The sequence below is a fragment of the Luteimonas sp. WGS1318 genome (assembly GCF_043187535.1).
GTDB lineage: Bacteria > Pseudomonadota > Gammaproteobacteria > Xanthomonadales > Xanthomonadaceae > Luteimonas.
In genome coordinates this window covers 1,453,127-1,470,469 of sequence record NZ_CP171131.1, presented here as the reverse complement: position 1 = coordinate 1,470,469, position 17,343 = coordinate 1,453,127, and the positions used below count along the sequence as shown (strand labels likewise).

Below are 17,343 nucleotides of genomic sequence, written 5' to 3'. Positions count from 1 at the left end.
CCCGGAGTCGCCCAGCGCATCCGGGGACTGGAGAGGTGGCAGAGCGGTTGAATGTACCTGACTCGAAATCAGGCAGGCGTTAATAGCGCCTCGGGGGTTCGAATCCCCCCCTCTCCGCCAGATTTCGCAAAGCGCCCCGCAAGGGGCGTTTTGCGTTTGTACGGCCCACGACAGACACCCGCCGTTCGGCCGCCGCGCACACCTGCACGCGCCGTTGACTGTGCGATAACTACCGTCCCGCGCTTTAGGAGTCGGCCATGCCCCAGCCCACTGCCCTGATCCTCGACGACGATGGCGCGTTCGCACGTGCGGCGGGCCAACTGGCGTTCTCCGCGGGCTTCCGCGTGCAGCTCGCCGAAACCCTCGCCGAAGCGCGCACTTTCCTCGCCCGCACCCGCGCCGACCTGGTGCTGCTGGATCTGCAGCTCCCGGACGGGTCCGGCATGGAACTGCTCGACGACGTCGATCTTGCCCAGCACGGCCAGATCGTCATCGTGACCGGCCGCCCGTCGCTGGAGTCGGCCACGCGCGCGGTCGCCACGCCGGTCATCGAATACCTGGTCAAACCGCTCGATCCCGCGCAGCTGCGCCGGGTGATGGAGCGTGTCGCCGCCCGCTGGCGGCCGGTCGAGCCTGCTCAAGTCGATCTGTCCGCGGTCAGCGGCATCGTCGGCAATGCGCCGCAGATCCGCAGCGTGGTGGACGCCGTGCTGCGGACCGGCCCCACCGATGCCTCGGTCCTGGTCTGGGGCGAACCGGGCACCGGCAAGGCGCTGGTCGCCGCGGCCCTGCATGCCGCGAGCGGTCGCAGCGGGCCGATGGTCACGCTCGACTGCGGTGCCCTGCCGCCGGCCGATCTCGCCGCCGCGCTGTTCGGCCCCGAGGCGCGCCCGGATGCGCCGCCGGCGCTGCACGGCGCGCTCGCCCGCGCACGGGGCGGCACGCTGTTTCTGGATGCGGTCAACCACATGCCGCTGGAGCTCCAGGCACGACTGGCGGAAGCACTGGAGGACCCCGGGTTCGGCGTGGATGCTGCGCGTCCGCCCGTACCGGCGCCGGTCCGCCTGCTGGCCGCGAGCGATCGCGATCCCGACGAGGCGATGCGCGAGCGCACGCTGCGCCCGGACCTGTATTACGCGCTGGCGCATGTCAGCCTGCCGCTCCCCGCGCTGCGCGAACGCGGCGAGGACGTGGTGGTGCTGGTCGCGCATTTCATCGATCGCCTCAACGCCCGCTATGGTCAGACCAAGCGGCTGGCCCCGGGCAGCGAAGCGGCCCTGTTGCGGCACAGCTGGCCGGGCAATGTCCGCGAGTTGCGCAGCGCGGTGCAGCGGGCCTATCTGCTGCACGATGGCGAAGGCCTGCACATCAAGCCGCAGCTGCCGAGCGCATCGGTCTGGAAGGAGTCGGAGACGTCGATCCTGTTCTCGGTGGGCACCACGCTCGCCGAGATCGAACGGCGCGCACTGCTCAAGACGCTCGCGCATTTCGACAACGACAAGACCGCGACCGCGCGCGCGCTCGGGGTCAGCGTGCGCACGATCCACAACCAGCTCGCACGCATGGGCATCCGGCGCGCGGCCGCGGACGGCACCGCGGAATGAACGGCATCGCACCGTTGCGCGATGCGGACCCGGACTGGCTGCACGCACTGCGCAACGCCGTCAATGCGGCCGGCATTGCGGTAGCCGCCGCGCGCAGCGCGATCGAGTCGGGTGATGCGCAACGTGCCGGGCATTTCCTCGACGAGAGTGCGGGCGCCTGCAGGCGCGCGGCCGCGCTGCTGCATCCCGCCCCGGCGGACGGGCAGACACCGGTCTGATCTGACCGCCGGTCAGAGCCCGAGCGCCCGGAGCGCCTGGTCCACGTCGACGGGCTTCAGGCAATGCGGCGCGTCACCGAACCCGGGCGGCAGCAGCGCGCGGTCGTAACCCGACACGAACACGAAGCGGATCCCGAGCGCGCGCAGCCGCGTGGCCACCGGGAAGATCCGCTCGCCACCGAGGTTGACGTCCAGGATCGCGCCATCCAGCGGCGCGCCGGTATCGAGCAGGGCCTGCACGTCCCCCAGCGTGGCGAGCGGCCCGACGACTTCGAGTCCGCGCGCGGTCAGCCCGTCCTGCAGATGCAGGGCGAGCATGTATTCGTCCTCCGCCACGAGGATGCGGTATGCGCGCGGCGTCATCCGGGCACCTGCGCTCCACTCTCGTCGTCCAGCGGCACTTCGATCGTGCAGTACACGCCGTCCCGACGCAGTTCGTAGCGGGTCTGCGCCTTGAGCTGGTACGGCAGTGCCCGCTCGATGAGTTCCCGGCCGTACCCCCCCGTGACCTGGGTCTGGTCGAGGCGCACTCCGCTCTCCTCCCAGGTGACCCGGAGCACCGGCGCGCGCGCGCCATCGGCTGCATCGACATCCCAGTCGATGTCGAGCCGGCCACCCGCATCCGACAACGCGCCATACTTGAGGGCGTTGGTCGTCAGCTCGTGCAGCGCCAGCGCCAGGGTCTGCACCAGCCGGGCCCGTAACGGGACCCCGGCAGGTCCCCGCAGCTCGACCCGCGGGTCGTCGCCGGCGCCGACGCCGTGGGCATCGAGCTCCTGCTGCAGCAGCGTGTCGAAGGTGACGCCGTGTCCGTCGGGCCGTTGCGACAGCAGGCCCTGCACGCGGCCCAGGGCAGCGAGCCGTTGTTCGAAACGCCGCCCGAAGACGTCGATGTCGCCGCTCTCCTGCTGCGTGCGGCGCGCCAGCGACTGCACCACGGCGATCAGGTTGCGGGTGCGGTGCTGGAGCTCGGCGACCAGGGTCTCCATCAGCGCCGCATCCTCGCGCTCGCGGGTGATGTCGCGGCCGATGCCGCCGATGCGCTTCACCTCGCCGGCGTCGTCGTGCACGGGGAAATCGGTATTGCGGATCCACACCACCTGCCCGTCCGCGGGCCGCACGATCCGGAATTCGTAGCTGGCCCGCGCGCCGCGGCGGACCCGGCGCACGATGCCACGCACGCGCTCGAGATCCTCGGGGTGGACCATCGACAACCAGTAATCGGGATCGCGCAGCGACACCGCCCGCGCCTGGCCGTAGATCGCCTCGAACGCGGGACTGAGATATTCCAGCGCGAGCGTGCGCGCGTTGCGGATCCACAGCACGTCCGAGGAGGCGTCGCCGAACTGGCGGAACCGCGCCTCGCCGTCGCGCAGCCCCTGCTCGGCGAGCCGGCGCGAGGTCAGGTCGAGGCTGACGGCGAGACTGCCGGCGATCGCGCCGGTGCCGTCGCGCCAGGGCCCGACGGCGAGCCGGATCCATCGCGGCTCGCCGTCGACGTGCACGCGCTTCTCGGTCGTGAACGGCGTCCCATCGCGATACAGCGCCTCCATGCGCTCGGCGTCGGTGGGCCAGTCGTCGGCATGGGTCAGCGCCTGGATGCGGACGCCGAGAAGCGCCGCGCGCGAACGCCCCATGACGTCGCAGTGGCGATCGTTGACGTAGACCAGACAGCCGTCGCGATCCGCGATCGCGATCCCGACCTCGGCCTGCTCGGCCACGGCCCGGAACCGCTGCTCGCTGGTGGCCAGGGCCCGCTTGGCGCGCGCACGCTCGGCCGCGGAATGCACGCGTTCGCCGACCTCCCGGATCAGATCCAGTTCCGGCGCCGTCCAGCGCCGCGGCGCGCGGCTCAGGGCCACGAACCGGTCGATGCCGGGCGCGCGTGGCGGCGGCGCCGCCGCGGCCGCGACCTCATGGGCAACGAGCAGCGCGCGGGTGGGCGCGTCGAGACGCGGATCGCGGGCGACGTCGTCGATCACCGCCCCGGCAGACGACGCACCGTCGCCGATCAACGACGCGGCCAGCGACGCCGCCGGCCATGCGCGACGTGGGCCGGGCCCCGGCCAGCCCTGGCGGATCACCAGGCCGCCGTGCCCCGAGTCGCCATGACCGATGCGGTCCACCTGCAGATGCGTGCCCAACAGAGCCGACGCGACATCGTGGATCTCGCCCGGATCGGCCAGGTCGCGCAGCGCATCGCTGAGCGCGAGCAGGCAGCGCTCGCGATCGCCGCTCGCCTCGGCCGCCCGCACCGCGGATTCGCGCGCCAGTTCGCGGATCACCAGCCACATGCCGGCGGGTCGTCCGGCATCGTCGCGGATCGGCGAATAGTCCACGTCGAACAACACGCGCTCGCAGACGCCGTCGCGCATCAGGTCGAAGGGGTGTCCTCGCAGCTGCACCGAGCGCCCGGCGAGCGACTCGGCCAGCATCGCGGCGACAGGGGCCTCGATCTCCGGCCAGGCCTCGATCAACGGCAGCGCGAACTGCCGCGGATGACGCTGTCCGAGCAGCGGGCGCAGGGCGTCGTTGTAGAGGTAGTACCCGGCCGAACCCCAGGCGATGGCGATCGGCACCGGCGATTCCAGCATCAGCCCCACCGCGTGCCGCAAGGCGGCAGGCCAGCCGGCGATCGGCCCGAGGGCGCTGTCGCGCCAGTCGAAATCGCGGAACCGCGTGGCCATTTCACCGTCGCAGAAGGGCCAGGACGCTGCGTGTTCGTACATCGGAAACCGGATCGGGGCGGACGCGCCCACCTTACGCCAGCGGCGGCGCCCAGTGCGATCGGACGTGGCGGTGCCCATGCGCGCGCCGCAGGGTTCGGCGGCCTCTTCGGCGCGCGCACGGCCATCGCCGTTGGCCCTGCCCATGCCGCATGGCCTATGCTCGCCGACAGCCCAGGCGCCACAATGCCGCATGCCGTCGACTCCTCCGCCCCCTGCGCCGCCCCTGCCCCCCCACCGTGTACCGGTGGCCGCCCTGCCGCGTGGCCGACGTTGTCCGCAACGTCAGTCCACCGCGCACGCGCCGGGAGCCGCATGATCGAGTTCGGGCATCTGACGCACGTCGGCCTGCGTCGCGACCTCAACGAGGACACGTACTACGGTGACAGCGAACTCGGCCTGTGGCTGATCGCCGACGGCATGGGCGGTCACGAATACGGCGAGGTCGCGAGCGCACTGGCGCGCGAGACCATCGTGCGCGAGATCCGCACCGGGGCCACGCTGGCGCAGGCGATCCGCGTGGCCGACGAGGAGATCATCCGCGCGTCGCGCCGTCGCAACGACAGCCTGCCGATGGGCACCACGGTGGTCGCGGCGCGCGTCAACGGCCCGCGCTTCGAGGTCGCGTGGGTCGGCGACAGCCGCGTCTACCTGTGGCGCGACGCCAAGCTGGCCCAGCTGTCGCAGGACCACAGCTACGTGCAGGAACTGATCGCCAAGGGCGCGCTCAGCGTCGACCAGGCGCGTAGCCATCCGCATCGCAACGTGGTCACCCAGGCCCTCGGCGTGACCGATCCGGACGCGCTCAACGTGGAAACGCTGTCGGGCGAACTGGTGCCGGGCACCCAGCTGCTGCTGTGCAGCGACGGCCTGACCGAAGAAGTCGACGACGCCGTGATCGCCCGCGTGCTGGCGCACACCGAATGCAGTGCCCAGGAGTGCGTCGACGGGCTGGTCGCCGCCGCGCTCGACGGCGGCGGCTCCGACAACGTCACGGTGATCCTGATCCGCAGGCAGTGAGGCCGGCCAGGCCGACTGATCCTCAGGCGGTGGCGGCGACCTCGTCCGGCGCGACGTCCCACAGGCAGGTCCCGGCCTTTGCACGGATCGCCGCGACGCGCGCGGCGTGCAGGGCCAGATCATCCTCGGGCACACGCAGCGCGGGCCGCGCGCCGCTGGGCTGCAGTGTGACCAGCCGTGCCACCGAGCGGCCGGTATCGACCGGCGCGGCGAAGCCGATCTCGTGCTGGCCCGCGGTGAGCGCCAGGTAGACCTCGGCGAGCAACTGGGCATCGAGCAGCGCGCCGTGAAGCTGGCGGTGGGCGTTGTCCACCCCCATCCGCTTGCACAGCGCGTCGAGGGAATTGCGCTGTCCCGGGAACCGCTGGCGGGCGAGCAGCAGCGAATCCTCGACGCGCGCACGCGCGCGGATGTCGCCGTAATGCGCACCCAGGCGCGACAGTTCGTAGTCGAGGAAGCCGACGTCGAACGCAGCGTTGTGAATCACCAGCTCGGCGCCGTCGATGAACGCCAGAAACGCATCGGCGATGTCCTCGAACGGCGGCTTGTCGGCGAGAAACTCCAGGCTCAGGCCGGTCACCTCGGCCGCGCCCTGTTCGAAATCGCAGTCGGGCCGGATGTACTGGTGGTAGGTGCGGCCGGTGGGCCGCCGCTCGATCAGCTCGACGCAGCCGATTTCCACCACCCGGTTGCCCTTCTTCCATTCCAGGCCGGTGGTTTCGGTGTCGAGAACGATCTGTCGCATAGGGCCGGGCTCCTGTCGTGGGATCAGGCGACGGCGCTGCGCTGCGCGCGCGCGGCCGCGGTGGCAAGCGCGTCGACGCGCTCGTTCTCCGGGTGCCCGGAGTGGCCCTTGACCCAGTGCCACTCGACGGTGTGGCGCTCGGTCGCCAGCTGCAGGCGCTGCCACAGGTCCTGGTTCTTCACCGCGCCACCGGATGCGGTCTTCCAGCCCCGCCGCACCCAGTTGCGCAGCCACTCGGTGATGCCCTGACGGACGTACTGGGAATCGGTGTGCAGATCGATGCGGCAGGGTTCGGTCAGCGTTTCGAGCGCGACGATGGCCGCCATCAGCTCCATACGGTTGTTGGTGGTCTGCGGCTCGCCGCCGCTGAGTTCGCGCTCGATGTCGCGGTAGCGGAGCAGTGCGCCCCAGCCGCCCGGGCCGGGGTTGCCGAGGCACGCGCCATCGGTGTAGATCACGATCGACTTCATGGAATCCTGCGAAAACGGACGTCAGGTGGCCGGCGCGGCCGCCGGCATCGGCAGCGCGCGGGTGCGGCGCACGGGGGTCAGGGGCAGATGCCGCTTCTGGCCGCGCAAGGCATAGGCCGCGCGCAACCCGGGGCCGTCTTGGCTCTGGGTGACGACCATCTCGCGCCAGCTCGGTCCGACCCCGCGCGAGACCGCGTCAGGCGCCAGTCCCGCCTCGCGCAGCCGACGGCGCCAGGTCAGCGGCTCGGCACTGGCGATGCCGTGGCCCCGCCAGCGCCAGCGATATGGAGTCAGCGGATTGAGGACCAGCAGCCAGAGGTGGCCACCGGGCGCGAGCACCCGTGCGGCCTCGCCGAGGAGCACGTCATCGCGCACGCCGACCACATGCTGGAGCACCACGGCGCCGAAGGCCTCGCTCGGCAGCGGCAGCGGACAGGCGCAGCGCACAGGGCCGGTCAGGCGATCACCGCGGCGCACCAGATGCAGGCCGCGGCCTTCGACCGGATGCCCCTGCACGCCCGGCGACAGCCACAGCCACGGCAGCCCCGGGTGCGCGCCGAGCGCCTCGCTGACGAGGCCCTGCTCGCTGGCAAGGACCGCGAGGCCGGCGGGGGTGGCGAACCAGTCGCTGGCGGCGGCCGGTTGACCGGTCGGGAGAATCGCGGGCATGGTCGGCATTGTACGGGCTTCGCTCCCGCCACCGCCCCGAGACGATGCGCCTGCAGCCGATTCCCGCGTTCGACGACAATTACATCTGGACGCTGGAAGCCGACGATGGCAGCACGATCGTCGTCGATCCGGGCGATGCGCAGCCGGTGCTGGCCGCGGCCGAGCGCGGTTTCGTGCCCGGCCTGGTGCTGCTGACCCACCATCACGACGACCACATCGGCGGCGTCGCGGCACTGCGCGCGCGCTGGCCGGCGCTGGAGATCGTCGCGCCGGAGGATCCGCGCATTCCCGTCGCGAGCCGGCGGGTACGCGATGGCGATCGGCTCGAACACGGCCCCTGGCGCTTCGAAATCCTCGCCGTGCCGGGCCATACCGCGACGCACATCGCATTTTTCGGGCATGGGCACTTGTTTTGCGGCGATACCCTGTTCAGCCTTGGCTGTGGGCGCCTGTTCGAAGGTACGCCCTCCCAGATGCTGGCCTCACTCGACCGACTGGCGGCCCTGCCCGCCGAGACCCTGGTCTGCTGCGGCCACGAATACAGCCGGTCCAACGCCGCGTTCGCACGCGCCGTGGACCCGGACAATGCGGCGCTGCGGCGCCGCGAAGAGGAGATCATCGCGATGCGCAGTGCCCACAGGCCGACGCTTCCCGTTCCATTGCACAGCGAGCTGGCGTGCAATCCGTTTCTGCGCGTCGACGCACCGGCCGTGCGCGACGCGGTCGCCGCGCATGCGGGCGAGGGATCCGACGATCGGGTGGAGGTCTTCGCCGCGCTCCGGCGCTGGAAGGACGGATTCCGCGCATGACGGCGCGTGGTGGTTCCCGGCTCGCCATGGCGTTGTTGCTCGCGGCGATGCCGGCCCTGCCGGTGGTCGCCGGGTCCGAGGCCAGCCCGGCCCCCGTATCCGCCCCGGTCGCCGCGACGACGGCCGTCGCCGGCCCAGCCGCCGGTGGACCGACCGTCCTCAATGGTCAGGAGATCTACCGCCGCTTCCTCGACGGCCTGGCCGACCAGGACTGCAGCGACGACGCCAGCACCCGCTGGCGTTCGCATTTCGGCCATGTGCCACGGCAGTTGACCTCGCGCAACAGTGACGTGCTGCCCCTGTTCGGCTACGTGGTCGAGGCCATGCGCGAGGCCCACCTGCCGACCGAGTACGCGCTGATTCCCTTCATCGAAAGCGGCTACCGGCCCGGCGCACGCAGCGCCTCCGGACCCGCCGGACTGTGGCAGTTCATCGCCGTGACCGCGCGCAACCACGAGATCCCGATCCGCCCCGGCTACGACGGCCGCTTGTCGCCGGCCGACGCCACCACCGCGGCGGTGCGGTATCTCAAGACCCTGCACGGGATGTTCGCCGGCGATTGGCGCCTGGCGGTGATGGCCTACAACGCGGGCGAGTACCGCGTGCTCAACGCGCTCAAGCGCGCCGGCCAGGCGCCGGCCGCCGCGGACCCGACCGCACTCGCGATGCCCGACATCACCCACAGCTACGTGCGCAAGCTGCACGCCCTGTCCTGCGTGATCAAGGAAGCCGAGGCACGCGAGGGCTGGATGGCCGCGCTCGACCGTGAGGTGCCGGTCCTGCGGGCGATCCCGGTGCCGGACGGCATCCGCGATCTCGACACCCTCGCCTCGCGCCACGAGACCGATGCCCAGCAACTGCGTCGACTCAACCCCGCGCACACCGAGGGCCGCGTGGCCAGGATCGGCCAGCCGGTCCAGGTGCTGGTGCCGCAATCCGCAGCGACGCCGCCCGTGTTCATGGCCGAAGCACCGCTGGAGACTGGCGTGGACGACGGCGGCCTGACGACCTCCGACGCTGCCGCGGGCGGCGCCCAGCGCGTCCACACCGTGGTCAACGGCGATTCGATCTGGGCGATCGCACGCCGGTATGGCGTCAGCAGCCGCTCACTTCTGGACGGGAACGGACTGGATGCCCGCAGTGTGTTGCGCCCGGGCATGGAACTGCGGATCGACGGCAGCCCCTGAGGCGCCATGCCACCGCCGGCCCGGCCGCGGTGAATTCGATCAGCGCCGGCGCCGGCCCGTACGGGCGCCTTCGTCATCGCATGGCAGGGGGCCGTGCCCGACCTGCCCGCTGCTCCTGCGGGAATATCCTGGTCGCGACTGCACGCCGTGTCGACCCGATCGCACATGCCGATGACCGGCGCTGCGCGTGCAAGGCGGCAGCGCGCAACGCTCGCGTTGTCACCGAAGTCGATTGCGGTCGATCCGGTCCGGGCCACTGCACCGTCATCCGAGGCCGCGCCTCGGCGTGGTGCGCGCACGCCGCCGCGCGCCGTATCCGCCTGGCCCCTGCCCCGAATGCGGAACGCCCGGCACTGGGCCGGGCGTTCGTCGTGCACACCGCGTCAGCGCGATCCGTCAGAGGCGCGCCTCGTTGACGGTGATCTTCATCTCGCTGCGCAGCGCCCGCTGCAGCACCTCGGCATCCTCGCTGCCGAGCAGCGCGCCGAGCTGCTGACGCAACATCGTCTGCTCCTGCTCGCTGGCCTCGGCAGGATCGCCGACGATCACCCGGTCGACGGTGAAGACCACGGCGCTTCCGTCGGCCAGCATCACGCGGCCGGGCGTCGTGGCGCCTTCGGCCGGCGCGAGCGCACGGAAGTAGGCCTGGTTCGCACTCGCATCCGGCACCGGCGCGCCGCGCGGCACACCCGGCACCGACGTCGCCTCGAGCGACCGCGCTTCGGCCAGCGACTGCAGCGTCGCACCGCCCTGGATCTCGGCCACCATCGCATCGGCAGCCGCTTCCGCCTGCCGGCGTGCGCGGTCGGCGCGAACCTCGGCGGTCACGCGCGTGCGCACCTCGTCGAGGGTCTGGGCCCGTTCTGGGGTGTGGCTGGTGACCCGGATGAAGACGGTGTGGTTGGGCGCGATCTCGATCGGATCGCTGACCGTGCCGTCCTGGGTCAGCGCCTCGGAAAACGCGGCCTGCACGACGGCCGGGTTGGCCGCGATCCCACTGCCGGCACCACGCGCGAACGGCGCAATGGTGCGGACCTGCGCCTGCGCCGCCGCAGCGGCCTGCTCCAGCGACATCGGGTGGCGGTTGATCTCGTCGACGATCCGACCGACCTGCTCGTTGTAGACCTGGGAGCCGGCGTTGTCGCGGACCTCGCGCTCCATCTCCTCGCGCACGTCCTCGAACGCGACGGGCCGCGCTGCATCGACCTCACGCAGCTGCAGGACGTGCCAGCCGAAGTCGGTGCGCACCGGATCGCTCACCTGCCCGGCCTGCATCGCGAACAGGGTGTCCTCGAAGGGACCGGCCATCATGCCGGTCTCGATCCAGCCCAGATCGCCGCCGCCCTGGTTCGAACCCGGGTCGTCGGACTCGGCGCGCGCCAGCGCCGCGAAATCCGCGCCCGGCTGCTTCGCCTGTGCCGCGATGTCGGCGGCCTTTGCCTGTGCGGCCTGTTGCGCCGCCGCGTCGGCATCGGCCGGCACCTCGACCAGGATGTGCGATGCGAGCCGACGCTCGGCGGCGGTGAAGCGCGACTTGACCTGCTCGAAATGCGCGCGCGCATCGGCTTCGTCGACCGCGCCGTCGGCAGACGCGTTCTCGCCGCGGACCTCGATGTATTCCAGCGCCACCTGCTCCGGCGCGCGGTAGCGGTTGGCGTGCGATTCGAACCAGGCCTGCAGGTCGGCGTCGGCCACGGGCGCCTCGTCGACCGCGACCGGCGGCAGTACCACGAAGCTCACGTCGCGGCGCTCACCGAGCAGGCGCATCAGACGCTGCGATTCGCCCGCCGTCACGAATGCCGATTCGGCGATCGCCTGCGGCACGAGTGCGCGCTGCAGGTCGAGCCGCACCGACGCTTCGAATTCGCGCGGCGTGCGCGGCGGCTGCGCCGACTGCAGGGCCAGCTGGTAGCGCTGCGGATCGAAGCGACCGTCGACCTGGAACGCCGGAATCGACGCGATGATCGCCTGCACCTGTTCGTTGCCGACCACGATGTTGGCGCGCTCGGCGGCGAGCGCGAGCACCGCGCGGTCGATCAGCTGCTCGAGGATCTCGCGCTTGCTCTCCATCGTTTCGAAGCCGCGCGCGTCGAAGTTCTCGCCCTCGGCTTCGCGGCGCTGCTCACGCATCGCGTCGAACGCCTGACGGAATTCCTCGGCGCTGACCTCGGTGGTCGACCAGGCGAGCTTGCGCACCAGCCATACGTCCGGCGCCGAACGCCACCACTTCGGCGGTGCCTCGACCTTGGCCGCGTAGTCGGCGTTGTTCTGGAAGAGGTACTGCTCCATCCCGAAGAATGCGAACGGAACCGCCAGCACCGCCACGATGGCGATGGCGATCCAACCACTGGTCTTGTCTCGAAGCGCTTGCAACATTGTTCGGGCACTGGGATGGGCGAGCCGCTCAGTTTAACCGCATGGTGACGCGGGCGCAGGCGTCGTCGCGGAATGCGCCGGAGACAGGCTGAACCCCGCGTCCGGTGCCACGCGGCCGCCGAAGTCGTATTCCCCGGAATGATCGCGTACCATGCGCCTCCGAACGCCCCCGGGGCCGCCGCACCGGTTGGCGACCCGTTTCCTAGACGCCTAACACGCGCACATACAAAAGAAGAGGAACGCTCATGGCCCATACCAAAGCTGATATCACTGCCGCCGTCGCCGAAAAGGCCGGCCTGTCGCGCGCCGATGCCGGCCGCGCCGTCGACGCCGTGCTCGACACGATCACCGAAGCGCTGAAGAATGGCGAAGCGGTCAATTTCGTCGGTTTCGGTTCGTTCGTCGCCCGTCCGCGCGCTGCGCGTACCGGCCTGAACCCGCAGACCAAGGAACAGATCCAGATCCCCGCGTCGACCGTGCCTGCATTCAAGGCTGGCAAGGCGCTGAAGGATGCGGTAAAGTAAGCGGCTTGGTTGTTCCGCATGGGTGCTTAGCTCAGCGGTAGAGCGTCTCCTTTACACGGAGAGGGTCGGGGGTTCGAAACCCTCAGCACCCACCACGCACCAGGTTTCCAATGTGGAGCGGTAGTTCAGCTGGTTAGAATGCTGGCCTGTCACGCCGGAGGTCGCGGGTTCGAGTCCCGTCCGCTCCGCCATCGGATCAAAGCGAAACCCCGCGCATGTCGCGGGGTTTTTCTTTTTGTGCGATCGCACGGGGTGCCATCGCGCAGCGGATGTTGCTGCGCACTCGATCGGGACGGACCGGCCCCGGGATCCGACACCCCATGATCGCGATGCGCGCATCGCGAACGATGTCCGTCATGCCCATGCCGCACCGACGCGATCGACGCGATCGACGACCGGAACCGCGACGTGCATCTTCGCGTGCGCAACCTCGAGCGGGCGCGCGTACGCGCGACGCGATGCGCGAGCGCTGCCGCCTTGCGCTAGTTCTCCGGAATGATGCCGAGGGCGCTGACCGCGCCTCGGCGGTCGTCACGACGCCGGCCCGATACCCGAGATTCGAGGCATGCGCGACCGTCCGCACGACGCCGTCCGCCGGCTCCGCGTAGCCGTCGGAAATCGACGGCATCGGGGTGCGCACATCGATTGCATCGAAGTTGCATTTGCCTCTTCCCAAACCCGAAGTTTCATGTAGAATTTCGCGCCTTGGAGCGGTAGTTCAGTTGGTTAGAATGCTGGCCTGTCACGCCGGAGGTCGCGGGTTCGAGTCCCGTCCGCTCCGCCAGTTGGAACGAAAAAGCCTCGCAGCGATGCGGGGCTTTTTCGTGTGCGACGTCCGGCGCCAGCGCGATCGCGGGCGGCTCCCCGCGCATCGAATCGATGCCGCGCGTTCGCCGCGCGTCCTCGGCCGGGGCAGTGCGACCGATCGCCGCCGCGATGCCGGCGCCTCGCCCTCGCCTGCGCAGCGCGAAGCGTCTTGCCCGACTCGGGAAATCCCATATTCTCGACAGCCGCCCACTCGCGCGCGCGCCGTGCGCGCGATGCAGGAGATGCGATGCGCCTGATCCGTTCCGCCCCGTTCGCCCGCGTCGTGCTCGCGGCCCTGGTCGCGTTCGCGCTGCCGGCGACCGGCCCCGCTCACGCCGAAGCGTCGCGCGCCCATGCGCTGCCTGTTCCCGGCCTGACGGCGCCGATGCTGTCGCCGGACTTCTGGATCGAACGCCTCGACGCGCCGGAGGCGCAGATCCTCGATCGCGCGGCGATCGATGCCATGAATACCGCCATGCGGCGCGACCGCTCGATCCACGCGCCGCTGGCACTGCCCGCGACGCTGTCGCGCACGACGGTGATCGACCGGATCACCGCGGTCTCCGTGCGGCCCACCGCCCCACGCTTCACCGCGGACGGCCCGCTCGCTGCGTCGGCGCTCGACGCGCTGGTCAATGCCCTCGCCCTCGACGACGTGGCCGACACGGTCGAACCGGCGTTCGGGCTGGTGGTGCGGCGTGCGGACCTGCGCGCGTTTCCCACCGCGCTGCGCGTGTTCAGTCGCGCCGACGACACCGACATCGACCGTTTCCAGGAGGACGCGCTGTTTCCGGGCGCGCCGGTCGCCGTGCTGCACGGCAGCCGCGACGGCGCCTGGCTGTTCGTCGTCAGCGAGCGTTACGCAGCGTGGATCGAGCGCCGGCATGTCGCCCTGGGCGCGCGCGCCGACGTCGCCGGCTATGTCGAGCGCGCGGCCGACGGTCTCGTCGTCACGGGGGCAACCGCGCATACGGTGCACACGCCCGAAGCGCCCGCGGTCTCGGACGTGCAACTCGAGATGGGCGCACGCGTGCCGCGTGTGGCGTGGCCCGGTGACGTCCCGCTCAACGGCCAGATTGCGGCCTATGGCCATGTCGTCGAACTGCCGGTGCGCGCAGCCGACGGCGCCCTGTCGTTCGCGCCGGCGAGCATTCCGCGTGCTGCCGACGTGCACGAGGATCTGCTGCCGCACACGCGCGCGACACTGATCCGCCAGGCCTTCAAGTTCCTCGGCGAACGCTACGGCTGGGGCCACGCCTACAACGCGCGCGACTGCAGCGGCTTCGTCTCGGAAATCTATCGCAGTGTCGGCGTGCTGCTGCCACGCAACACCAGCGCGCAGGCGACGAGCACGGCCTTGAATCGCATCGAGGTGCCGAGCGACATGCCGTATGCGCAGCGCCTGCAGCTGCTGCGCGAGGCCGACGTCGGCGACATGGTGTTCGTGCCCGGACACGTGATGATGGTCATCGGTCACGTCGACGGCGAGCCGTGGGTGATCCACGACACCGCAGGCACCTACCTGCGCGGCGACGACGGCGCGATCCGCCGCGTGCCGCTCAACGGAGTCGTGGTCACGCCGACGACACCGCTGCTCGCCGATGCCGACGGTGCGCCGATGATCGACCGCATCACCAGCCTCCAGCGCGTGCGCTGAGCGTCCGGACGCCGCTCCGATGAAGATCACTCGAATCGATCTGGGCACCCTGCGCGTGCCGTTGCGCACGCCGTTCAAGACTGCCGTGCGCACCGTCGGCGCCGTCGAGGCTGTCTTGGTCACGGTCCATACCGACACCGGCCACACCGGCTACGGCGAAGCCCCGGCCACCGCGGCCATCACCGGCGAGACCTGCGCCACGATCGTCGCGGCGATCTCGGGCGTCATCGGGCCCCGCTTGCTCGGCGGCGACATCGACGGCTTCAACGATCTGCTTCAGCGCGTGCACACCGCGCTGGCGCACAACACCAGCGCCAAGGCCGCTGTCGAGATCGCACTCTACGATCTGTTCGCCCAGCGCCACGGTGCGCCGCTGTATCGCATCCTCGGCGGCGGCACACCGACGCTCTCGACCGACATCACGATCAGTGTCGACGCCGTCGACACGATGGTGGCCGATGCGCTGTCGGCCCTCGATCGCGGCTATGCCGCCCTGAAGATCAAGATCGGCCTGGACCCGGCGACGGATCTGGCGCGTGTCCGCGCGGTCCACGCCGCGGTCGACGGCCGCGCGCGGCTGCGTCTCGATGCCAACCAGGGCTGGACCCCGAAGCAGGCCGTGCACGCGATGCACCGGCTGGAAGCCGAGGGCATCCTGCCCGAGCTGCTCGAGCAGCCGGTCAAGGCCGACGATCTCGCCGGCCTGAAGTTCGTGACCGAGCGCGTGGCGACGCCGGTGATGGTCGACGAGAGCGTCTTCGGCCCGCGCGCACTGATCGAGCTGATCCGCCTGCGCGCGGCGGACATCGTCAACATCAAACTGATGAAGAGCGGCGGACTGTCGAATGCGATCAAGCTCGCCGACATCGCCGGACTGCACGGGATGCCGTGCATGATCGGCTGCATGCTCGAGAGCAGTATCAGCGTGGCCGCCGCGGCCCACCTCGCGGTCGCGCGATCGGACGTGATCACCTTCGTTGATCTCGACGGCCCGGCACTGTGTGCGGAGAACCCGGCCGAGGGCGGCGCGCGTTTCGACGGGCCGCACATCGCACTCGGCGACGCGCCGGGCCTCGGCATCGTGTCGGTGGCCGGCGTCGAACCCGTTAGGCTCTGAGGTGCACGCGAGCGGGCACGGCCTTGTCGATGGCCCACCGCTGCGCCTGCGAACCCCGCTCCAGGAGACCCCGATGCACACACCGATGCTTCGCCCGTCCGCCCGCTGGTGCCTGCCGGCGCTGATGCTGCTCCTCGCCGCCTGCAGCAGCATGCAGCCGACGACGACGCCGGCGCCGCTGGCCGATGCCCGTCAGCTCGTCGTGGTCACCAGCGCGCATTGGGATGCACCGGCCGCGCGCCTGCAGCGGTTCGAGCGCGATGGGCGCGGGGCGTGGCAGCCGGTAGGCGCCGCGGTGCCGGTGATGCTCGGCCGCAGCGGCAGCGGCTGGGGCCTCGGCCTGCATCCGCCGCAGGCGCAGGGTCCTCAGAAGCGCGAAGGTGATGGCCGCGCGCCCGCCGGCATCTTCGCGATCGGCACCGCGTTCGGCTATGCCGCCACCGGCATCGGCGCCCTGCCCTACCTGCCGATGCAGGCCTCGCACTACTGCATCGACGTGCCGGCGTCCCCGCTCTACAACCGCATCGTCGATGCGCGCGACGTCGGCGAGGACGCGGTCGCCGGCTCGACCGAACAGATGCGTCTCGACCTGCACAACGACGGCGACATCCGCTATCGGCGCGGGTTCGTCATCGAGCACAACGCCGACGGTGTGCCCGGCCAGGGCAGCTGCATCTTCGCGCACCTGTTGCGCCGCGCCGACGAGACCACCGCAGGCTGCACGGCGATGGACGAGGCCGCGCTCGACACCGTCCTGCAGTGGCTCGATCCTGCGCTGACGCCGCGCTTCGTCCTGATGCCCGAGGCCGACTACGCGCGGCTGTCAGCACCGTGGCAGTTGCCGGCGCTGCAGCCGTGAGCACCGCGGACGGGCCGCTCAGCGCGCGACCGGCCACCACAGCCGATCTGCCCGCGCTGCTGGCGATGATGCGCACCTTCTGCGCCGAGGACCGCATTCCCTTCGATGCCGGCCGCGTCGCCGAGGCCGCGACGGCGCTGATCACCGACGCCTTGCACGGCACGATCCTGTTGCTCGGCGACGATGCCAAGGCCGGGTATCTCGCGCTCACGCGTGGTTTCAGTCTCGAACAGGGCGGCGCATACGTCCTGCTGGACGAGCTGTTCGTCGCCGATCACGCGCGCGGTCGTGGCCTCGGTGCCGCCGCGCTCGCGCTGGCGGCGCAGCGGGCCCGCGACTGGGGCGCGATGCGGCTGCGGCTGGAGGTGCATCACCACAACCCCCGCGCCAAGGCGCTGTATCTGCGCGCGGGATTCCGCGACGACCATCGCGACATGCTGACGCTTGACCTGACGGCGGTGGACTGAGCCACTGCATGCCAGGTGATCGAGTCGGGACGATGGCGCGCGCGACGGACCGGCCGTGACGCGCGTGGCATGCTGCGGGGGCCCACCC

General features: G+C 70.9%; 17 protein-coding genes and 4 tRNA genes. 14 read left to right on the top strand and 7 right to left on the bottom strand.

From position 1 onward, the window contains the following. Nucleotides 1-29: 29 nt before the first annotated feature. The 3 genes from ACF3M1_RS06730 (at nucleotide 30) to ACF3M1_RS06720 (ending at nucleotide 1,822) form a co-directional block, all read left to right on the top strand. Nucleotides 30-120, top strand: a tRNA-Ser gene (locus ACF3M1_RS06730). Nucleotides 121-257: 137 nt separating this feature from the next. Then, nucleotides 258-1,604, top strand: coding sequence for a sigma-54-dependent transcriptional regulator (locus ACF3M1_RS06725; protein WP_394004805.1), 1,347 nt, complete (start codon nucleotides 258-260; stop codon nucleotides 1,602-1,604). Continuing rightward, a complete protein-coding gene (locus ACF3M1_RS06720) occupies nucleotides 1,601-1,822 on the top strand; it encodes a hypothetical protein (protein WP_394004804.1) in 222 nt (73 codons plus the stop codon). The genes ACF3M1_RS06725 and ACF3M1_RS06720 overlap by 4 nt, the downstream gene beginning before the upstream one ends. A gap of 12 nt (nucleotides 1,823-1,834) precedes the next feature. On the opposite strand, the gene ACF3M1_RS06715 is transcribed toward ACF3M1_RS06720, so the two are convergent. Beyond that, nucleotides 1,835-2,185: a response regulator gene (locus ACF3M1_RS06715; protein ID WP_394004803.1), complete on the bottom strand. Its 351-nt coding sequence runs from the start codon at nucleotides 2,183-2,185 to the stop codon at nucleotides 1,835-1,837. Then, entirely contained in the window at nucleotides 2,182-4,695 is a 2,514-nt protein-coding gene (locus ACF3M1_RS06710) for a sensor histidine kinase (RefSeq protein ID WP_394004802.1), read from the bottom strand. The genes ACF3M1_RS06715 and ACF3M1_RS06710 overlap by 4 nt, the downstream gene beginning before the upstream one ends. A 168-nt stretch (nucleotides 4,696-4,863) precedes the next feature. Between ACF3M1_RS06710 and ACF3M1_RS06705 the strand changes: the two genes are divergently transcribed. Continuing rightward, nucleotides 4,864-5,568, top strand: a complete 705-nt coding sequence (locus tag ACF3M1_RS06705) for a PP2C family protein-serine/threonine phosphatase (protein WP_394004801.1) — start codon at nucleotides 4,864-4,866, stop codon at nucleotides 5,566-5,568. A 22-nt stretch (nucleotides 5,569-5,590) separates the two neighbouring features. On the opposite strand, the gene dnaQ is transcribed toward ACF3M1_RS06705, so the two are convergent. The 3 genes from dnaQ to ACF3M1_RS06690 are packed head-to-tail and all read right to left on the bottom strand — an operon-like array spanning nucleotide 5,591 to nucleotide 7,452. Next, nucleotides 5,591-6,313 carry a DNA polymerase III subunit epsilon gene (gene dnaQ, locus ACF3M1_RS06700; RefSeq protein WP_394004800.1) on the bottom strand — a complete coding sequence of 241 codons (723 nt, stop codon included), beginning with the start codon at nucleotides 6,311-6,313 and terminating at the stop codon, nucleotides 5,591-5,593. 23 nt (nucleotides 6,314-6,336) lie between these two features. After that, the gene (gene rnhA / locus ACF3M1_RS06695; RefSeq protein WP_394004799.1) at nucleotides 6,337-6,783 is read right to left on the bottom strand and encodes a ribonuclease HI; all 447 of its coding nucleotides are present in this window, start codon (nucleotides 6,781-6,783) and stop codon (nucleotides 6,337-6,339) included. A 21-nt stretch (nucleotides 6,784-6,804) separates the two neighbouring features. Further along, nucleotides 6,805-7,452 carry a hypothetical protein gene (locus tag ACF3M1_RS06690; protein ID WP_394004798.1) on the bottom strand — a complete coding sequence of 216 codons (648 nt, stop codon included), beginning with the start codon at nucleotides 7,450-7,452 and terminating at the stop codon, nucleotides 6,805-6,807. A gap of 44 nt (nucleotides 7,453-7,496) precedes the next feature. Between ACF3M1_RS06690 and gloB the strand changes: the two genes are divergently transcribed. Together gloB and ACF3M1_RS06680 are read left to right on the top strand one after the other, a co-directional pair. After that, the gene (gloB, locus tag ACF3M1_RS06685; protein ID WP_394004797.1) at nucleotides 7,497-8,261 is read left to right on the top strand and encodes a hydroxyacylglutathione hydrolase; all 765 of its coding nucleotides are present in this window, start codon (nucleotides 7,497-7,499) and stop codon (nucleotides 8,259-8,261) included. Then, nucleotides 8,258-9,448: a transglycosylase SLT domain-containing protein gene (locus ACF3M1_RS06680; RefSeq protein WP_394004796.1), complete on the top strand. Its 1,191-nt coding sequence runs from the start codon at nucleotides 8,258-8,260 to the stop codon at nucleotides 9,446-9,448. The genes gloB and ACF3M1_RS06680 overlap by 4 nt, the downstream gene beginning before the upstream one ends. Nucleotides 9,449-9,844: 396 nt before the next feature. On the opposite strand, the gene ACF3M1_RS06675 is transcribed toward ACF3M1_RS06680, so the two are convergent. Next, nucleotides 9,845-11,824 carry a SurA N-terminal domain-containing protein gene (locus ACF3M1_RS06675; protein ID WP_394004795.1) on the bottom strand — a complete coding sequence of 660 codons (1,980 nt, stop codon included), beginning with the start codon at nucleotides 11,822-11,824 and terminating at the stop codon, nucleotides 9,845-9,847. A 245-nt stretch (nucleotides 11,825-12,069) separates the two neighbouring features. Between ACF3M1_RS06675 and ACF3M1_RS06670 the strand changes: the two genes are divergently transcribed. The 3 genes from ACF3M1_RS06670 to ACF3M1_RS06660 all read left to right on the top strand — a co-directional run bounded on the left by ACF3M1_RS06670 (nucleotide 12,070) and on the right by ACF3M1_RS06660 (nucleotide 12,539). Continuing rightward, complete coding sequence (locus ACF3M1_RS06670; RefSeq protein ID WP_096208882.1) at nucleotides 12,070-12,348, top strand: HU family DNA-binding protein; 279 nt, start codon at nucleotides 12,070-12,072, stop codon at nucleotides 12,346-12,348. A 20-nt stretch (nucleotides 12,349-12,368) separates the two neighbouring features. Further along, nucleotides 12,369-12,443: transfer RNA gene (locus ACF3M1_RS06665), tRNA-Val, on the top strand. Between the two features lie 19 nt (nucleotides 12,444-12,462). Then, nucleotides 12,463-12,539: transfer RNA gene (locus ACF3M1_RS06660), tRNA-Asp, on the top strand. 5 nt (nucleotides 12,540-12,544) lie between these two features. Here ACF3M1_RS06660 and ACF3M1_RS06655 read toward each other — a convergent pair. After that, nucleotides 12,545-12,706: a hypothetical protein gene (locus ACF3M1_RS06655; protein ID WP_394004794.1), complete on the bottom strand. Its 162-nt coding sequence runs from the start codon at nucleotides 12,704-12,706 to the stop codon at nucleotides 12,545-12,547. Between the two features lie 349 nt (nucleotides 12,707-13,055). On the opposite strand from ACF3M1_RS06655, the gene ACF3M1_RS06650 reads away from it, so the two are divergent. From ACF3M1_RS06650 to ACF3M1_RS06630, 5 genes are all read left to right on the top strand, one after another. Then, nucleotides 13,056-13,132 (top strand) — tRNA-Asp (locus ACF3M1_RS06650). 270 nt (nucleotides 13,133-13,402) lie between these two features. Then, complete coding sequence (locus tag ACF3M1_RS06645; RefSeq protein WP_394004793.1) at nucleotides 13,403-14,812, top strand: SH3 domain-containing protein; 1,410 nt, start codon at nucleotides 13,403-13,405, stop codon at nucleotides 14,810-14,812. 19 nt (nucleotides 14,813-14,831) lie between these two features. Further along, nucleotides 14,832-15,929: a dipeptide epimerase gene (locus ACF3M1_RS06640; RefSeq protein ID WP_394004792.1), complete on the top strand. Its 1,098-nt coding sequence runs from the start codon at nucleotides 14,832-14,834 to the stop codon at nucleotides 15,927-15,929. A 73-nt stretch (nucleotides 15,930-16,002) separates the two neighbouring features. Next, nucleotides 16,003-16,788, top strand: coding sequence for a L,D-transpeptidase (locus ACF3M1_RS06635; RefSeq protein ID WP_394004791.1), 786 nt, complete (start codon nucleotides 16,003-16,005; stop codon nucleotides 16,786-16,788). Beyond that, entirely contained in the window at nucleotides 16,785-17,255 is a 471-nt protein-coding gene (locus ACF3M1_RS06630; protein WP_394004790.1) for a GNAT family N-acetyltransferase, read from the top strand. Before ACF3M1_RS06635 ends, ACF3M1_RS06630 begins: the two co-directional genes overlap by 4 nt. Nucleotides 17,256-17,343: the final 88 nt, after the last annotated feature.

What these genes read in the sequence shown, in the direction of transcription:
- ACF3M1_RS06655 (WP_394004794.1), bottom strand. Translation starts at nt 12,706, where the DNA reads ATGACGGACATCGTTCGCGATGCGCGCATCGCGATCATGGGGTGTCGG.
- ACF3M1_RS06710 (WP_394004802.1), bottom strand. Translation starts at nt 4,695, where the DNA reads ATGGGCAGGGCCAACGGCGATGGCCGTGCGCGCGCCGAAGAGGCCGCC.
- ACF3M1_RS06705 (WP_394004801.1), top strand. Translation starts at nt 4,864, where the DNA reads ATGATCGAGTTCGGGCATCTGACGCACGTCGGCCTGCGTCGCGACCTC.
- ACF3M1_RS06690 (WP_394004798.1), bottom strand. Translation starts at nt 7,452, where the DNA reads ATGCCCGCGATTCTCCCGACCGGTCAACCGGCCGCCGCCAGCGACTGG.
- rnhA (WP_394004799.1), bottom strand. Translation starts at nt 6,783, where the DNA reads ATGAAGTCGATCGTGATCTACACCGATGGCGCGTGCCTCGGCAACCCC.
- gloB (WP_394004797.1), top strand. Translation starts at nt 7,497, where the DNA reads ATGCGCCTGCAGCCGATTCCCGCGTTCGACGACAATTACATCTGGACG.
- ACF3M1_RS06640 (WP_394004792.1), top strand. Translation starts at nt 14,832, where the DNA reads ATGAAGATCACTCGAATCGATCTGGGCACCCTGCGCGTGCCGTTGCGC.
- ACF3M1_RS06715 (WP_394004803.1), bottom strand. Translation starts at nt 2,185, where the DNA reads ATGACGCCGCGCGCATACCGCATCCTCGTGGCGGAGGACGAATACATG.
- ACF3M1_RS06720 (WP_394004804.1), top strand. Translation starts at nt 1,601, where the DNA reads ATGAACGGCATCGCACCGTTGCGCGATGCGGACCCGGACTGGCTGCAC.
- ACF3M1_RS06670 (WP_096208882.1), top strand. Translation starts at nt 12,070, where the DNA reads ATGGCCCATACCAAAGCTGATATCACTGCCGCCGTCGCCGAAAAGGCC.
- ACF3M1_RS06725 (WP_394004805.1), top strand. Translation starts at nt 258, where the DNA reads ATGCCCCAGCCCACTGCCCTGATCCTCGACGACGATGGCGCGTTCGCA.
- ACF3M1_RS06635 (WP_394004791.1), top strand. Translation starts at nt 16,003, where the DNA reads ATGCACACACCGATGCTTCGCCCGTCCGCCCGCTGGTGCCTGCCGGCG.
- ACF3M1_RS06680 (WP_394004796.1), top strand. Translation starts at nt 8,258, where the DNA reads ATGACGGCGCGTGGTGGTTCCCGGCTCGCCATGGCGTTGTTGCTCGCG.
- ACF3M1_RS06645 (WP_394004793.1), top strand. Translation starts at nt 13,403, where the DNA reads ATGCGCCTGATCCGTTCCGCCCCGTTCGCCCGCGTCGTGCTCGCGGCC.
- dnaQ (WP_394004800.1), bottom strand. Translation starts at nt 6,313, where the DNA reads ATGCGACAGATCGTTCTCGACACCGAAACCACCGGCCTGGAATGGAAG.
- ACF3M1_RS06675 (WP_394004795.1), bottom strand. Translation starts at nt 11,824, where the DNA reads ATGTTGCAAGCGCTTCGAGACAAGACCAGTGGTTGGATCGCCATCGCC.